The organism is Bacteroides mediterraneensis, from assembly GCF_016900355.1.
GTDB lineage: Bacteria > Bacteroidota > Bacteroidia > Bacteroidales > Bacteroidaceae > Phocaeicola.
The window spans coordinates 15630-31574 of the sequence record NZ_JACJKA010000016.1 but is presented as its reverse complement, the minus strand read 5'-3'; the positions used below and the strand labels follow the sequence as shown (position 1 = coordinate 31574).

General features: G+C 40.5%; 16 protein-coding genes. All 16 read right to left on the bottom strand.

The annotated features are described in order from the left end of the window. Nucleotides 1-281: 281 nt before the first annotated feature. Nucleotides 282-1295 (bottom strand): toprim domain-containing protein, encoded by a 1014-nt coding sequence (locus H6A28_RS09655; RefSeq protein ID WP_195391542.1) that lies wholly within the window; start codon nucleotides 1293-1295, stop codon nucleotides 282-284. 94 nt (nucleotides 1296-1389) lie between these two features. Beyond that, a complete protein-coding gene (locus H6A28_RS09650; RefSeq protein ID WP_087208987.1) occupies nucleotides 1390-1818 on the bottom strand; it encodes a beta-barrel fold lipoprotein in 429 nt (142 codons plus the stop codon). An 18-nt stretch (nucleotides 1819-1836) separates the two neighbouring features. Then, on the bottom strand, nucleotides 1837-3780 hold the full coding sequence (locus H6A28_RS09645) for a type IV secretory system conjugative DNA transfer family protein (protein WP_204479994.1): 1944 nt from the start codon (nucleotides 3778-3780) through the stop codon (nucleotides 1837-1839). 10 nt (nucleotides 3781-3790) lie between these two features. After that, the gene (locus H6A28_RS09640) at nucleotides 3791-4114 is read right to left on the bottom strand and encodes a single-stranded DNA-binding protein (RefSeq protein ID WP_087208994.1); all 324 of its coding nucleotides are present in this window, start codon (nucleotides 4112-4114) and stop codon (nucleotides 3791-3793) included. Between the two features lie 18 nt (nucleotides 4115-4132). Further along, the gene (locus H6A28_RS09635) at nucleotides 4133-5344 is read right to left on the bottom strand and encodes an ArdC family protein (RefSeq protein WP_149917514.1); all 1212 of its coding nucleotides are present in this window, start codon (nucleotides 5342-5344) and stop codon (nucleotides 4133-4135) included. Beyond that, on the bottom strand, nucleotides 5341-5532 hold the full coding sequence (locus H6A28_RS09630; protein WP_117893481.1) for a hypothetical protein: 192 nt from the start codon (nucleotides 5530-5532) through the stop codon (nucleotides 5341-5343). The genes H6A28_RS09635 and H6A28_RS09630 overlap by 4 nt, the downstream gene beginning before the upstream one ends. Nucleotides 5533-5542: 10 nt before the next feature. Beyond that, nucleotides 5543-7009, bottom strand: a complete 1467-nt coding sequence (locus tag H6A28_RS09625; RefSeq protein ID WP_204479986.1) for a DUF3945 domain-containing protein — start codon at nucleotides 7007-7009, stop codon at nucleotides 5543-5545. Nucleotide 7010: 1 nt separating this feature from the next. After that, complete coding sequence (locus tag H6A28_RS09620; RefSeq protein WP_118038418.1) at nucleotides 7011-8105, bottom strand: DUF4138 domain-containing protein; 1095 nt, start codon at nucleotides 8103-8105, stop codon at nucleotides 7011-7013. A 181-nt stretch (nucleotides 8106-8286) separates the two neighbouring features. Continuing rightward, nucleotides 8287-9564, bottom strand: a complete 1278-nt coding sequence (gene traM / locus H6A28_RS09615) for a conjugative transposon protein TraM (RefSeq protein ID WP_117893493.1) — start codon at nucleotides 9562-9564, stop codon at nucleotides 8287-8289. After that, entirely contained in the window at nucleotides 9554-10216 is a 663-nt protein-coding gene (locus tag H6A28_RS09610) for a hypothetical protein (RefSeq protein WP_175631595.1), read from the bottom strand. The genes traM and H6A28_RS09610 overlap by 11 nt, the downstream gene beginning before the upstream one ends. A gap of 5 nt (nucleotides 10217-10221) precedes the next feature. Then, nucleotides 10222-11271 (bottom strand): hypothetical protein, encoded by a 1050-nt coding sequence (locus H6A28_RS09605; protein ID WP_087209016.1) that lies wholly within the window; start codon nucleotides 11269-11271, stop codon nucleotides 10222-10224. Nucleotides 11272-11275: 4 nt separating this feature from the next. Further along, nucleotides 11276-11872, bottom strand: a complete 597-nt coding sequence (locus H6A28_RS09600; protein WP_087209021.1) for a hypothetical protein — start codon at nucleotides 11870-11872, stop codon at nucleotides 11276-11278. A gap of 212 nt (nucleotides 11873-12084) precedes the next feature. Next, the gene (locus H6A28_RS09595) at nucleotides 12085-14691 is read right to left on the bottom strand and encodes a TraG family conjugative transposon ATPase (RefSeq protein WP_117893499.1); all 2607 of its coding nucleotides are present in this window, start codon (nucleotides 14689-14691) and stop codon (nucleotides 12085-12087) included. Nucleotides 14692-15004: 313 nt separating this feature from the next. Beyond that, nucleotides 15005-15346, bottom strand: coding sequence for a hypothetical protein (locus H6A28_RS09590; protein WP_117893505.1), 342 nt, complete (start codon nucleotides 15344-15346; stop codon nucleotides 15005-15007). A 19-nt stretch (nucleotides 15347-15365) separates the two neighbouring features. After that, nucleotides 15366-15731: a hypothetical protein gene (locus tag H6A28_RS09585; protein WP_204479981.1), complete on the bottom strand. Its 366-nt coding sequence runs from the start codon at nucleotides 15729-15731 to the stop codon at nucleotides 15366-15368. After that, nucleotides 15728-15943, bottom strand: coding sequence for a hypothetical protein (locus H6A28_RS09580; RefSeq protein WP_204479979.1), 216 nt, complete (start codon nucleotides 15941-15943; stop codon nucleotides 15728-15730). The genes H6A28_RS09585 and H6A28_RS09580 overlap by 4 nt, the downstream gene beginning before the upstream one ends. Between the last annotated feature and the right edge of the window lie 2 nt (nucleotides 15944-15945).

The following is a 15945-nucleotide window of genomic DNA, read 5'->3' as shown; positions in this document are numbered from 1 at the left end:
GCCATTCATCCAAGTATATTCTTAATGCGAGTGAACGGATTAAGGTGTCTGATCTCATAAACCTTAGCGAAGCCGGTTTCCAGGTAATACGAATATCACCATCAGATAAACTTGTGGTAAAAAAATTCAACCCTTTAACAAAATCGTGGATTAAGCTATCTTCTTTTCCGAAAGTATGCCTGAGAGAAAATTTCCTGTCGGAGAAATTATGCAACAGAGATACTATCCTTATTGATTGACTATAATTAATGCTTAATTTGTCATGTAAAAAAAGACCGCCTTTAATCGGCGGCCTTTTCTATAGTTGCTGCTTTCAGGTCATCATTCCAATCTTTCTTTTGTGGAAACTCAGTATTCTGAACCTGGTAAGCTGTATTTTTTAATACCTCATTATCCATTTGCTCTACATCATGCTGCATACCTCTAAGGTTATTATCAAGCCATAGCGTGTACTTATAACCCTGCTTGTCATTATCGAATATAGTCCGTAGTGATTTCACTTCATTCTTACTGATAATGATACGAAGCAGCTGCATTTGTCCTTCGGTAAGTGTACCTTCTGTAGATACATAAACAAGATTCAAGCTTGTGTCTTTGTGACATAGTTGGTAGTGAGATATACAGTCTATGATAGATTCTCCTACGTATAAAATATCAATTGGTCTGCTTTTGTCATGGTTACTTGTTGCCAGACAATCAAACTTTCCACCGATGATTCCCTTGAATGTTTCATTTCTCTGGGAAATTGCTTGGACACCCTTGTCATTGTACATCTTTACACAGATGTTTCTGTATGTGGTGTTTTTGTTCTTAACTTCCCTAATTAGAAAGACATCTTTAAAAACCGGACTATCTATACTTTCTTCTGAGATACCGCGTTTCTGTAGATAATTACCCTTATAAGGTAAAAGCTGTTTAAGGTACATTGTCAGTTCGTCTGTACTCATGCTCGTGTTACCAACATCGTATCTGCTGTTTTCCGGAGTAATTATCTGGTTCGTATTTATGTAGTTTTGTAAGATTTCACCGACTTCTCTTAATGTCGGTTGCTTCCCGGTTGTCTCAAACAGATGTTCCTGCATCATGTCGAGAATCGTTCTGCCTCTTACATTGTCGCTGTGCACATCCCAATAGGTATATTGGTTTTGTGCATTCCGCTTGATGACAATGGTATGTGTACCATTACTCATTTTAGGGCAGCTGTTAGAAGAACCGGCCACAAATTTCCAACCCAGATTTAAGAGAAAATCAGGGAGGGAAATTTCTGTTTTTAGTCTGTTAAAATCAACTTTCATTATTGAATATCAGTGTTTTATGTATTACAAAGATACTAAAAATTATCCAGTTTTACAACTTTATAGTTCTATAATAATCATACAAAATTACGACTTATTGCGAAATTGTTGTAAACCTGAGTTCGCCTATTTTACCGGTACCAGTTTCCGGATCTATGCTTTTGCTTTCATCAAAAACAGTTTTCCCATCTTTGGTCACCTTCATTCTTACACTTGCTTTTTCGTTTGAATGTACCATGCCCTGTGCGGCAATTTCCTTAACCTTTCCTTCTGTTACATAACTTGCACTTGCCGTAAATTCATCATCTATTGACAGTGAAGAATCTCCAGTTTTCTCGTTCCTTATATTAACCTTGTCAAGATTTGTTATATGTGCAAATCCTTTTGCATCAGTTCCACTGACCTCAATTGTTATTCTATACACTCCTGCATCACTGCTTCCTGTTGTCGGATCATCATCCTTACTGCATGATACTGTCAATAAACTCACTGCTGCTAATAATGTTGCAAAATACTTTTTCATGATAATTCAATTTATTAGTTAATAAAAATTTCTTTCTTGTCTCTGATTGTGTGTAGTATCAGGATTATTGCGTTTTTTGATTTTTTCTTCAACGCCTTTCAAGACCTCGTTTACATCATTTATTATCTTAATATAATTCTGTTGCACGATTTCTTCAAGAATGTCCAGTTCGAGTTTTTCGTTACCTTCATCAAGTCTTACCGGAAGAGAGAAAGGTGGTATTTCTTTTTCCTCAAAACGGCACATGTTCATTTGTGCATTGAAGAAAGGAGGCTGTCCGCCAGCTATCTTTCCGATAAAGTGTCCTGCTGACTGTCCGGCCACTTCACGGGCTTTCAGGACTTTCTCTTTCTGGAGGCTTTCTGTTCGGCTTCCTCCACCACTTTCCTGGTGAGAGTAACTTTCCTGGGCTTCCTTCTTTTCGCCGAACAGACTTTCAATATCTTTGGCTGTTTTCTCATTTCCGGTCATGCCGTAAGCCTGTGTTCCGCAGGAGGCTTTGAGAATATTGGCACTCTTTTCTCCATAGTCCCTAACTGCCTGATTGAAGTCCTGTACGGCCAGTATGGTGGAAACATTGTGTTTTCGTGCTGTACCGATAAATGTGTCTATACCTTGCAGAAGAATTGTAGGAAACTCGTCAACCATGAATACGCTTGTTGCCTTTCCCGGATTGTTCATTTGAGACATCAGCACACTGCCAATGCAGCTGATGGCCGGTGATACAGCTTCTTTAATAGTGGGCGCATTACCAACACACATTAAAGTAGGATGTTCCTTGTTTGTTATATCTAGTGAGAACTCTTCTTCAGGCAGCGGAGACAAAACCCAAAATATATATTTGTTGTTCAATAGAACAAGTGGTGTCTGTGCTGAAGAAACAGCTCCGGCTGTCTGCTGCTGAGCTCCCAATTTCCAAGCTGTTAACATGGCTGACATATTAAGTGCTATTTCCGGATCTTCAGATAGCCACTCAAAAACAAGGTTGCTGTCAGATAAGGCAAATGCTATAACATGTGGTAGGGTACAGATACCAAGGTCTTTTTCCTTGAAGCATTTATAAGCTATCGAATATACATAATTTATTGCATTGTTCGCCCAAAAGTCTGTTTTTTCTTTCCAGCTTGCTTCCAAATTCTTCATAAGTGTCACTATTATATTCCTTATGAATAAGGACTCATTACCCTTTGACATATACTTTGGCGATAGAACATTAACCCTGACGGTTCTCGACATGTCTATAAAGTTTATGTAGGCAAAATTAGGTACCTCCCTGCCCTGCTTCCTGAAGTATTCGATACTTCCGTAAGCTATTCTTGAAAGTATTGGTGAGTTATCTTTTGTTGGATCACCCTCCCAGTCATAGATGAACCCGGCATAATTCCTTTCCGCACACTGATAAATTATTCCCTTTATCCAGCTTTCTGATTTACCAGAACCCGGACCTCCGTCAATATATATATTCTGCTGTGGCTTGTGGATGGTAAGTGGCCCATTTGCTGTCTCAAATCTGAAATAAAAGGGTGATTCCACATTACTCAGGCCGAATATACTTTCATCTGACTTGACATGTCTCCTGAAGAAGTAAGGCATTGTCTTGATGATTAACAATGTGTAGGCTACAAATATCACCGGGAAAACGAATAGATTATACCAGTTTGACAACTCACTGAAACCAACCACAAGTATAGTGGCCGTCATTAAGGTCAGACTTGTGTAAAACCATTTTTTACTTTCATCATCAGGTTTCTTATATGGAAAAAGAAAAGCTAATCCGGCGATGAGTATCACATACAGGAAACGGAACATGATTCCCTTTACCAGCAGTTTTTCCCACATGGCCTGATTCCTGACCGGAACATACAAACCGTTTACTATAGCCCACTGGAATAATACAGCTATACCTATCAGAGTAGATAGCAGTATAAGGATGAATGACAGGTCTTTCTTTTCTTTTTCCATAGTTCAATCTTTATGCGTTAGTCTCTTCTTTCTTCTCACTCTTGCCGAGCAGTTCTACACGGCTTACATTCATAGTGACAGACGGTATGCAGTTTCCGTCCTCTTTCTTGAATACATCAATAAATATATCTCCAGTCACATATACCTGAGTACCCTTTTTGATATATTCCATGATTTTTGTGTCAAAGTTTACAAAGCAAGTTATCCAAAGAGTCTTGTCTTCAGTGTCTCCAACTCCTTTAAACTTTGATGAAACAGGGAAATAAAATCCTTTACCACTCTTGTTTGAACGTGCGTCTGCACCTACATAACCGATTAATTGTCCTGTAAACATAATTCTTCGATTTAGGGGTTAAATATTCATTGTTATTTCAGCAGGCTTGACCATTTCCTTGCTCATTTCTGCTGTTTTGTTAGTTTCGAAATCTATTCCAAACACCTTGCTTACTGCCTCTTTCCCTTCATTGTTGCTTACATTGACATTTAGCCTGTCTATCATAAGCAACGAAGGGTTATAGCCGGCTTCTTTCAACTCTTTCAACTTATCTTCATCGCCCTGGCTTGCCGCCAGTAAGAATTTTTCATCATTGCTCAGTTTAGGTTCCATTCCGTAAACCTTCTCCTGTATCATGGCACTTGCCTTGGCCACATCTGAAAGAATGGTGTATATGAATTTCGGATCTTGACTCAATGCCGACAGCCAGCTCTTCAGATACATCGCATTCTCCTCCCTGATACAGGTTGATATACCCATGGTTTTACCGCATGAAGCAGAAGTTAGCTCTGCGATAAGTTCTTCCTTGGCGTATTTGGAATCTCCGAAAACCTCTCCTTTTTCTCTTTCCAGATGACCGACTTCACCGGTTGAATGTGCCATTTCATGCAGCAGTGTTGAATAAAAGGATTCCCCTGTATCAAACTGTCCCTTCAGCGGGACAATTATATGGCATCCTTCTCCACGCCTGTAATAAGCACTGTCGCTTTCTCTCGGATATATCGGACATATCCATTGCCTTTCTCTGATAAGTGCATCGAGCAACGGCATGGTGTACATGCCTTGTTCATCCTTCAGAGCCGGTGGAACAAACTGTGACTTCAGCTTTTCCCATTTCTCAGGTTGGACTTCCGGATAGTTGGTTTGAGAGACATTGAACACGTTATAGGTTTTCATATATGGTGTTACCTTATATTCCCTCTTTTCGTCCTCTGATAGATTCCGATAGTCTTCTATGCTTATCTTGTTCCCGTTCTTGTCCTTTACTGAAAAGTTCCAGTATATTACGGGGAACGATTTCTCTCCTTTTATAATTGAGGCTCCGGCTTCCTTAGCTTGCATGAATGTCATATACAATGGTGTGCTGTAACCCTTTTCTTCCGAAAGTAAGTACAGCATGAAGAGGTTTATCCCATTATATACTCTGCCTTCGATGTTCTGTGGTAAGCCCCCTCCACCTTCCGGAGAGAACCAGGGCTTTTTCCAGTCATGCTCAACCTCCTTTATTTTTTGAATCATGAGGTCTGCAAACTGTTTCAGTGCTTTGTCACCTGCTGAATCTTCTTTCATAACTGTTCGTATAAATGGTTATTCTCATATTCACATAGCCACTTGACGGCATTCTCATTATTGGGCCTCTCTCCTCTTGACTTCATGTCTTCAAGATATATTTCTGCCAAATCTTTTTGAGCGAGCAGAAACTCCAGGTCATCGATGACACCTTCCTGTCTTTTCTGTACCAGTTCATTGTAGTCCATAATTGCATTTTTATAAGTCGTTGAACATCTTGTTTACGGTATTGGCAATTGGTCTGGCCATTTCTTTTGTATTGTCTGGCTTCGGACTGCTTGCCAACTTCACATCACCCAAAGTCTTGCTTTTGTTTTCCAGACCGAATATCTTCTGAACGGCGATGATGGTGTTTTCCTGTACGCCATTTTCTCGCATGGCTTTTATATCATTCTGTGTTATCTGATATCCGGTTTTTTGGATGTCCTGAATGACTCTGTAATTTCCTACCGAGGCTGCATCTAAAAGCTTGGCAGCCTGTTTCTGATGTTCGCTCAGCTCATCCGGCTTAACCTGAAAAATCTTCTGAACTTCCTTCATTTCATTATCACTCAGATTCAGCTGTTTTCCTACACCTCTGATGTAATCTTCACTTGGCTTATAACCGTCCTCCCTGAGTTTGTCAATCGTTTCAAAGTCCCTTTTACCGACCGCTTCCTTAAACTCGCTGTCCATGTCTCGCCCTTTATCTGCCGATACCTTATTTTCTATGACGGGGTTTACAGCTTCCAGTTTAGGTCTCATCTCCTTTATCAGTTCATGAGCCTTTCCTTCTGTAATACTCTGTATGTTTGAGAACTGAATGCCTTTTTTGTCATCTGTGAGAGATATGTCGGCAAGGATATATCCGTCCTTGCTGTGCATGAGCTTACTCTCTAACGTATGACCGTTGGCAAGCAGATATTTGTCTGCTTTGGTTAACTTATATCCGTCATATTCCTCGGTCTTGCCTATCACATTAGGTATCTTAATTTCTTTGCTTGATCTCACGATTACCGAATTCAAGTCCTTGTCAACCTGAAGCATAATTGTACCTCTTTTGGTATCTAAAGGAACAATATCACCGTGTAGAAGACGCTCTTTCTCCGTTTTGTTAAGCTTGTGTCCAAGCATCCTGTCCGGAATGGTTAGGGTTTCCTTGCGGTAAAAGACGGAAATGCCGTTCTCACTCATACGCAGCTTCCCTTTCTTCTCACCTATATCCATCAGGTCTGACATTATACCCTTTTCCAGTTTTGTTCCTTTGCCGTCCAGCAGGTTGCCGGTGTTGTGTGCATATTCGTATAGCTCCTGGCCTGTATAGCATACTTTACGGTTATGGTCTATGATGGTGAAACCGTCTTTGTTCTCGCCCTTTATGTCATTCCACCGAATCACACTGATTCCTTTTTTTCTAAGTTCTTCGATGTATGAAGGCTCATTTGCCTTGTTCTTGTCAAAGAACGAACAAACCTTTTCTTTTGACTCCTCGGCTCGCTGTTCATTCCGGTTTTCTTTAGCTTTAGATCTGATTTCATCCAAAGATAATTGGATACTGTCATCCCCCTTGTGGAAAAGATAGCTTCCGTCATGATATTCTGTTTTATAGCCAAGAGTTTCCGACAAGGCTCTGAACTGCCCTATGTTATTATAGGAATAGTTCTCATAAGCTTCTTTCAGTTTCATATCATTTTTCGAATAAAGGTTCTGCCCTGATAATATACTTGTTCTCAACAGCCAGTTTCATGTGGCGGCCACCACCCTTTTCATACAGTTCTATCTCAAAGATTTTGTTGTCCGGAATTGTAAACTTGTTAAATCCCAGAACAAGCCTGTTGGCGCTTTTGCCCTTTATCTTTGTTTCAAAATCCTTTGTATAAATGGGATCTATGGTTGTTTCCTGCTGTATGGCATTCTTGCTTTTCTTGATGTCTCTTTGAAAGCATTTGACAAATTCAATGTCATAGTCTATATATGACTTGTTTTTCAAATCAAAGATGAAAAACATAAAGTCTTCATGTACATACAGGTTGGACATTGACAGCTCAAACTTGTTTTTTACCTCGCCAACACTGTAGATGTTCCTTTTCTTTGTTCTCAGCTCCTGAAGGCATTTGTCCATCACCTCACTGTTCACATCGATGTGGGCAGTATATTCACGCTTGTCATCATAGTTGTAGGTGAAGACCGAAGTCTCGTTTCTGCGGATGACAATGCTGTATGTATTCATGTTTTTGTCGATGACAAAAAGATTCGAATTTTCAACGGCATCTTTAGCTGTTGAAACCTTCAGCTGATTGTTGTAGCTCTGTAAAGCAAAGGACATTTCGTTACCTTGTGTGCCGTATATGATGTCTGAGGGGAAGAAAAACTCGGCCATGTGCATGTCACTGACATCCGCCTGATAATCGTTGTGTTCCCATTTACCGTTATCTTCATAGATATTAGGGGAAGGATCGACAAGACCGTTTGCTATATATTTCACATGGTAAGTATAGACACTGCCGTCGATACAAACGACGGTTACATTTGTCTCTTTCTCAAAGTCTTCACTCTGTGCGCACAGTCTGACAACGTGGGGTGCTTCTTCAACCCTTTCTGCCGAAATAAGCTCTTTCTCTCCTACTTCAATATCGGACACTTGTACCGGGAATACCAGATGCTTCACAAAGTCAAATGATACGTAAATGTTCTTGGCTTTGATACTCTCCTGTTCGGGACTCTGTGCTTTTAAGCCGAATGCGGCCACACATAGAACAATTAAAATATAGATTCTTTTCATAACTTTCAATTATAAAATGCGGTGAATACTGTTATCGCCCATAACAAGACAATACAGGCGAAAAATGAAACCAAAAGCGGTTTGATTTCTGTAAATTTCTTACCCTGCTTTCTTGATATATAGATTCTGTACCCGAAAAACAGGGTTGCTATAACAATTAGATAATTCAAGATATTCAAAATCATAGCTTGTCAATTAATGTTTCCAAAGGATGTGGCTGATTATTTTTGTTCTCTTCAAGCTCAGCATATAGTCTCTGCAATTCTTCCTGAACAGCTTTCCGTTTCAGCTTTGATTCTTTTGTCTCTTCCTGTATATACATCTGATAATTGCTCTTCAGATGTACCTTGACTTGCGAAAGTTTCATATTCAATATCTGTTTTGCTATCTGAGTCGTAGCATTTACAGCACTGGTAATCTCACTTGTCATTGTTCCGATAGAGGCAAGAGGCATATCAATATTCTGGACAAGTCCCTGCTGCATACGTTTGGCTGCCTGAGCCTTCATGTTGTTTGGTAAGTTCAATCCTTCCATTGCATCATTGTCGAAGATGACAAAGGAAACAGGGCTGATCGTATTTCCTACCTTCAGGTTGTTTACCACTACCTCCAGCCGGTTTGCTCCTAATGTCGCCACACCGTAAAAGAGTGTGTTAGCCGGTATTTTCATGCCACAGACAACGGCATCTTCCAGCATACGCATTCTTACTGTACTGCCGGTAACGACTGTCTGGTCTCCATGTATGCAGGCCTTGAATAAGGTGTTGCTGCTTGGCATACTTGCCTGTTGCCTCCTTGTCCTTTTGCCATTCTCGGCTATATATATAGGCTGGTTGCTTACAAGGCTGTCCATTGCACTGCCTGGTTTGGGCTTTGTGGGATTTTCGGCTTTTTTCTTTTCCTGATCATAACCTATAATCCTTTTATATATCTTTTGTCTATAGACATTGTTCTGCTCCAGTTCCTTTCGGATTTCAGCATTTTTCCTTGCTTCCCTTATAATCTCCTTCAACTCTTCTTCATCCTCAATGCTTGCAAGCTGCTTTTCCAGCTGTTCCGAGAGGTGGCTGTCGCTGCTGCCATATTCACCCATTACATCAGAGTATGGATCTCTTCTCATTTTCCGTATTTTCTCCAGTGTTGCCTGGTCATATTTTTCATTTCTGTTCTGAAGGTCGAAGTAGAAATCCGAACCTCTTACCTGTGATTCATCCATGATTCTTTGTTTCTCCTTCTCTTCTCTTTCATCCTGTTTATAGGCTTCAATCTTATTGAGAGCTTTGTCCTTTGCTTCCGAATCCGGCTCCAGCAATACACTTTGCCTTTCTTTTTCATTTTCCGCAACTTCCTTTGATGATGTGTCGTGAACAAAAAACACGTAGAGAAATAGACCACCTAATACGATGGGTATAATCATCAGAAGCTTGTTTTTGTCTTTTAAAAAATTATTAGTTTTCATGTTCGTCAGATTTTTCTGGTTGGGTATTATTATATACTTCCTGGTTGTCTTCAATTGGTGCCGAATAATGCACGATCCAGTCCTCTATCTTGGCTCCGTGTGCATTTTCCTCACTTCTTGATACATCGTAGATGGAGAACTCTGCTTCTACCTTTCTTGAAATCTTTCCTCTGGCCCTATATCCCGTCTGTGTGAAAAGTATTTTCCCTGTTACAGGGATAGTTCCCATATCAATGACTATTTCGTCAATTGATACTCCGTATCTGATGTTCTTCTGTACCAGTGAATTGAGCATATTCACATCATTGTATTCGTTCAACAGCTCTTTCCCCTTGTTCCCAATGAGATTCAGGGCACTTGTGATATTTTTCTCATAGGTATTTTCGTCAAAGGCATACCATTTTCCGACAAAGGTCTTGACATGATTGATGTATTCGAACCTTCTCATATTTGATGCCGGCATACCACTTGCCTCATATACTTCCCCATTCTTGTCTATGACCAATGCCTGGCTGTAAGCTTTTTCCAGCTTCATCGTCTGATAGATGATGCATGTGATAAAAGCTATCGTAAGAACGACACAGTAGCCTATCGAAAGTCTTATAGTCATCTTTACGGCATTGTCTACACCTTTAAATTTCATCAAGTCCATATCTGCTATTTTTTATCATCGATTATACTTTCTCCAATTGATGCCGCAGCTCCTACATTTGTTGCTTTGGCTGCTGCTCCAGCTCCACCAAGCAGGGCTATGGTGGCTGCTGTCGTTGCTATCGACATAACCTTTGAGATAACCTTGCCGGCATCACTGTGTCCGACAATTTTTGACGACAGCCAGAAACAGCTGCAATATGCGCCGATTAGAGCCAGATCCATGCCCAGATATTGCAACTGTTGTGTTGCCATATCAACCATGTCGGCCGGTGATTCGCATAGTGCTTTTAATGTCTGCCACATAATCTGATTGAGTATGTTTATCACAGTGAACACCATACAGGATGAACAGAGAGTACCGAACCAGATGGATAGCTGTTTCTGAAATACCGGAAGCATACTGAACGCGAAGACAAACGGGCCGAGTATAACCAGTATCTTTACAATAACTACACCTAAACCCAGGATGATGATTTGTATGATACCTACAACCAAGGCTGCCGCAGCGTGTAATACAAGTGCTACAAGGTTTGCCGGATTAAGGATATTGACAAGTTTCTCTATACTGGCTCTTAATCCTGTAGTCTCATCCTCTTCCGCTTTTTTATCAAGCTCATGCTGCATGGCTCCTGTTGTGTCCTCTCCGGCTGCCACTTCCGCTTCAAGTGAATTGGTCTCATATTCTGCTATCATTTCACCCTGCTCGTTGCTTGCCTTGGCCATAAATTGGGCAAATTCATTGGCTCTTTCTGAAGATAACGATGTAGCTTCGTTTATGACTTCCATTGTTCCTACAATGGTCTGTGCGATTGGCTTATACATTGTCAGACAGAAAAACAGTACCAGACAGCGGCCGATTTCCATCATGTCCGGAAACTTGTCTTCATTTGATGTCAACAACTGACTGGCTCCGTGATACAGATAATTATAGGCCAGATTACATATAAAACAGATGACTGCAACTCCAAATGCTATAACTGTCATCTTTGAAACTAATTCCATAGTGAGGCCGTCTGTTATTTGGAGTCCCCACAAAAAATTGTCCTGGTTCATAGGCTTAGTTGGTATATCTTGTATAGGCTGAAAGGCGACCTTGATAATAGGTCTTCCGGTTGTGTCCTTTCATCGATTTATAAATAACTGTGCTTCTGACTGTTTCGTTAAACTCTCTCATTTCATCTGCTGCCTTTTCAACAGACTCCTTTACCTGTTCGATAAAGGAGATTCTTCCTTCAGAGTTCATCGAGAAATAACTTGTTACCGTTGCTACCTTCATCAGGAGGTCGGTACTGACGCTGAGATTGACTGTTACTCTTTGAAAATTAAGAAACTTCAAACAGTGGTAGTTGGATCCTACATTCATATAAAAGCTGTAGTCCTGACTCAGACAGGCAACGTCATCCAACAGATCAGCAAGCTCTTTCAGAGATTTCAGTTCCTTCATTCTGTCTATGTTCTGTAAACCTTCCCTTAATTTCTGGGCTGCTTCCATCTCCTTTATCTGCTCTATCCATTTCTTTACGTTGGTGTACCACTCTGTTGAATTAAGGAAGGTATGTCCCGGATCATGCACAACCCACTGGGCATCTGCCTTCCCTGCACCTATAAACAGCATGGCTGTCGTGATTATGATTATTCCAAATAATTTCTTCATAAGCTTAAATGATAAATGTGATAGTAAATATTACGCATACTACCCAAGCTATCAGGTATGTACGTGCATTTTGCTTTTTTGTGGCCAAAGCCCAAACCACAAAGATGAGGGCTATGCCTAATAATGCTGCTGCTATACTGGGTGCTACACTGTTCATGCTCGTGTTCATGTCAGTGCTGTAGTTTAACAACTCCGTTAATCCTGCTGTTGCATCATCCATATTGCTTTCTCCTTTCTTCCAGATATAAGTTTATGGCCGTATAGGTCGAGCCTGTTTCTTTGAATAATTGCTTAATCCTGACTACGGTTGATTGTTTTGAGTCAAATGCTACCGCTGCAAAATCTGATACCTCATTTCTGAAAATGAATGCATCATTGGACATCTTGATGAAGAACTCCCTCCAGCGGTCTGTCCTTTGCAATGACTCTATCATATAGATTTCTTCGTCATTGATGGACAAGACGGACTGGATTTCCGGCAGGTTCTGGCGGTGCTCCGAGTGATCCAGGATTATCTTTGTAGCACAGTTGATGATAATTGAATCCTTTATTCCTGAAGGCATGTTCTTCAGGAAAAGGATATTCTGTGCTGCCAGAGTGATGCTTCCCTCTTTCTTTCTGAATGTACGGTACAGATAGGCTATGAAGTCTCCGAACTTTTCATCCTGAAGGAAATCCAGGGCTTCATCGATAATCAGTTCCTTCATCATTCCCTGTCGTTTCTTAATCTTATCGACAATCATCTGAAGGGTAATGATGGCCACAAGCGGAAAGTATTCCTTCTTTGACGCATCTTCCATATCAAATGCGATGAGCTTGTCATGAACAATATCCACGTTTTCCTTTGCGTTGAGCAGGAAACTGAGTTCACCGTCTGTATATGGTTCCAGCAGAAGAATAAGCTCTTCAATCTCGAATTTCTGCTTTTCAAAATCACTCATTCTTTTTTTGAATACTTCCTGAAGATATTTTCTATATGCTTTCATATCAGGAAAGATTCTTTCATTATTCTGACCTACTGAAGAATTGTTTACATAGTCATAAAAGCCGATGATGGATTTCCTAAGAATCGCCGTCTCAGCCGGCATCATCTGTTCCCTGGCCTTCCAGATATAGCTTATTATGGCTACGATAGTCTTTATCTGGTCATCTGCTGATTCTGCGTCCGTTGTGTCGATATAGAGATACTTACCGTTCTTGTCACGGTCACATAGAAATGGATTGAAGGCAAATTTCTTCTGTTCTGTAGAATCAAAATATTTCCCTCCATTCAATGCTATCATAGAACGGTATGAACCACCGATGTCGATGATCATGATGTCTCTACCCAGCTCATAGCTTTGCAGAATGTAATTGTTAAGCCAGAAAGATTTTCCTGAACCTGACGGCCCGATAACTATCCTGTTCTTGTTATTCAATGTCGGATAATCCCAAAGATTTATCTTGACCGGTGTTCCGAAACGGTCATTGTATATGTGCCCTTTCGTATCTGAAACATACATACCTTCTTTTTGCAGATAGCAGATTGCCTGTTTGGTTGTATTGATGAAACCTCTGTAATTTGCCCTGGCGTTACCGGGTATGTTTGTAAAGAAAAGGTTACACAATTCCGCATTTTCAACATAACAGCTGCTTTGGTTCATGAAGGAGAATCCTTGCTGTACAAGGGCTATCTTACGCATCAGTGAAGTTTTGTCCGTATCATTGAGAATGACATTGAACGAAGTGTAAGCGGTCTGATAGTCAAATTTCGTAATCTCTTCACAGAACAATCTTTGCTCCTTCTGCTTTTCTGCTGCAGGGGGATAAAAGTTGGTGATGTAGTTCAAGGCATCCTTCTCTGCTCCTATTGCTGTTACTGTCGCATCAGGATCTGTTATCTCGATGACCACATTGACAATATGATTAAAAGGCAATCCGAGACCTACGGGGTATAACATCGAGCACTTGCTCTTGATACTGTCCGGTATTTCAATGTTTCCACCGTATGAACGTGCTTTACCGGTGTGAGGAACTGAGAGTTCATGCAGATGCTCCCCCTCGATTGTCAGTGATAACATCGATACATACTGCTGGCCGATTTTCATTTCACCGTTCTGTGTGATGGCCATCGGATTCACAACCTTTTCCGTTGCATCTTCTACAGGTGTATCATAAGATAGATTGATGTAATCATAAACAGCATTGTTCAACTCTTTGCTGTTCATCTTCCTGATTTCGAATTGCTGGATAGATGCCAGACCATTCTCAAAATTAAGAAGCGATGCTTCCATCTCTGTCATTCGTCTCTCATAATCCCTATATGGCTGCTTAAACGGGTAATGTAATCTTCTTAACAGTGATGTGTTGGTCGCACTTTTTCTTATCTTGCCGTTCTTTTTCCCATTGGTAAATGTAAGATACAGATTAGTATAACTGTTCAGAATCTCCTTGCCGTCAAAATGCCGGTTGTTCTCTGCTATCAGAGCATTGTTTGAATATTCCTGATTGTTATACTCTCCGGTATAATAAAAAATCTGCTGATGTATGACAGTTCCGGCCGGAAGCATCTTCAAGAGAGCTTCAAGTCTCTCATGGATATATTCTGCTTCTTTTTCCGAAAGTGTGAACACTTCAGGAAGAAGCATTCTGTACCCTACTGTGATGTCACCGTTCCCATTGATGATTGCATCCTGGGTGATGGTCTGTATAGGCAATATGTCTGCCAGATCTGTGGCCTTGTCTGTTACTTGCACTTCTTCATTGCGCATATACAATATTGCAATGAGAAGAGCCAACAAACAAATGACAACGGCTGTTAGGATGATAAGTGTGACCATTGGCTGTTCAGTTTAGAATGAAATTGAAAATCTTTTTTTTATCTACTATTTTTCTTGGTGTTGCGCTCCGTACACTCAAACCTGTGAGAAAATCCGGATTTCCAGCCTTATGTTCCTTTTTCAAGGTATTGAACAGTAGCCCTGACAGAAATACTATTCCGCTGAGTAGAAGCGTTATGACCAGCGGATGCAGCTGCTTGAATATGCAGACGATAATCGTGATGGCTACTATAAGCATGAATATTCCGAATTGCCCGGATGACAAGCCGAAAAACTTGATAGGCTTGTTTATTTTCCTCATGGTTCTCATGGTTCAGATAATCAGGAAGGCAACCATAATCACTACAACTGCAATGATCCATCCTAACAGGTATTCTTTGGCATGTGGATTATTTGTTGCAAGAGAATAAATCACGAACACCAGTGCGATACCCAAAACGGCTGCGAGAATGTATTTTGCGACATCAAGGATTGTGTCAGCACCTTCCTTGGCTGTGTCCGTTACTTCCGAAAGACTGCTTATCTTAAGGCCACTCTGTGCTTCTAATTCAATCGGAGCTGCCACCATGAACAGAAACATAAGACCTACTGCCCACCTGCTTACACTGTTGTTTACGTTCTCAAATCTCTTTCTTAATTGCTTTAGTACTTCCATAATTCTTCAATTTTAAAGTTTATACTTGTATTGTTTTAATTAAATTCCATTGTACATCTTCAAACCTTACGAACTTTTCCATTTCAGTGTCTTCCGTTTTTTCTTTTGTTTCTTCCGGCTTTTTCCCACTGTAATAGTAAGTTCTCCCATCTAAGAACATGTCCGCTATTTCCTTGGCAAGGTCATCTTCCTCGGTGTTCTCAACTTGAAAGATTACCCTGATGACCGGCGCTTTTTCCTGTATATTTTCCCTTTTGTCTTTCTCTACTCCAGGTTCTTGTTTCTTTTCATTATTTCGCCCGTCTTTCGGGACTTTTCTTTTATTCAGAAAATGATAGATACCAAGAGAGATGACAATAAGTATAATAACATCTGCTATGCTCATATCAACGACCATATTAATAGCCAGACAACCAATGCTACTACATAGGTAATAATAGCTTCCTTTGTTTTTTCATGATTGGTTATCAGCTTTTTAAGTACAGATAATCCTGCACAAATAAAGCCAATACCAACCAGCATTGTACCTACTTCACGGTACAACGATATCAGGCCGGATACATCTGTACTGGCTTGCAATAAGACAATAAGTAACATGA

Excerpts from the sequence above, each read along its gene's own strand:
- H6A28_RS09590 (WP_117893505.1), bottom strand. The coding sequence starts at position 15,346 with ATGGAAGTACTAAAGCAATTAAGAAAGAGATTTGAGAACGTAAACAAC.
- H6A28_RS09650 (WP_087208987.1), bottom strand. The coding sequence starts at position 1,818 with ATGAAAAAGTATTTTGCAACATTATTAGCAGCAGTGAGTTTATTGACA.
- H6A28_RS09630 (WP_117893481.1), bottom strand. The coding sequence starts at position 5,532 with ATGGACTACAATGAACTGGTACAGAAAAGACAGGAAGGTGTCATCGAT.
- H6A28_RS09655 (WP_195391542.1), bottom strand. The coding sequence starts at position 1,295 with ATGAAAGTTGATTTTAACAGACTAAAAACAGAAATTTCCCTCCCTGAT.
- H6A28_RS09645 (WP_204479994.1), bottom strand. The coding sequence starts at position 3,780 with ATGGAAAAAGAAAAGAAAGACCTGTCATTCATCCTTATACTGCTATCT.
- H6A28_RS09640 (WP_087208994.1), bottom strand. The coding sequence starts at position 4,114 with ATGTTTACAGGACAATTAATCGGTTATGTAGGTGCAGACGCACGTTCA.
- H6A28_RS09595 (WP_117893499.1), bottom strand. The coding sequence starts at position 14,691 with ATGGTCACACTTATCATCCTAACAGCCGTTGTCATTTGTTTGTTGGCT.
- H6A28_RS09580 (WP_204479979.1), bottom strand. The coding sequence starts at position 15,943 with ATGTTACTTATTGTCTTATTGCAAGCCAGTACAGATGTATCCGGCCTG.
- H6A28_RS09635 (WP_149917514.1), bottom strand. The coding sequence starts at position 5,344 with ATGAAAGAAGATTCAGCAGGTGACAAAGCACTGAAACAGTTTGCAGAC.
- H6A28_RS09625 (WP_204479986.1), bottom strand. The coding sequence starts at position 7,009 with ATGAAACTGAAAGAAGCTTATGAGAACTATTCCTATAATAACATAGGG.
- H6A28_RS09585 (WP_204479981.1), bottom strand. The coding sequence starts at position 15,731 with ATGAGCATAGCAGATGTTATTATACTTATTGTCATCTCTCTTGGTATC.
- traM (WP_117893493.1), bottom strand. The coding sequence starts at position 9,564 with ATGAAAACTAATAATTTTTTAAAAGACAAAAACAAGCTTCTGATGATT.
- H6A28_RS09620 (WP_118038418.1), bottom strand. The coding sequence starts at position 8,105 with ATGAAAAGAATCTATATTTTAATTGTTCTATGTGTGGCCGCATTCGGC.
- H6A28_RS09600 (WP_087209021.1), bottom strand. The coding sequence starts at position 11,872 with ATGAAGAAATTATTTGGAATAATCATAATCACGACAGCCATGCTGTTT.
- H6A28_RS09605 (WP_087209016.1), bottom strand. The coding sequence starts at position 11,271 with ATGAACCAGGACAATTTTTTGTGGGGACTCCAAATAACAGACGGCCTC.
- H6A28_RS09610 (WP_175631595.1), bottom strand. The coding sequence starts at position 10,216 with ATGGACTTGATGAAATTTAAAGGTGTAGACAATGCCGTAAAGATGACT.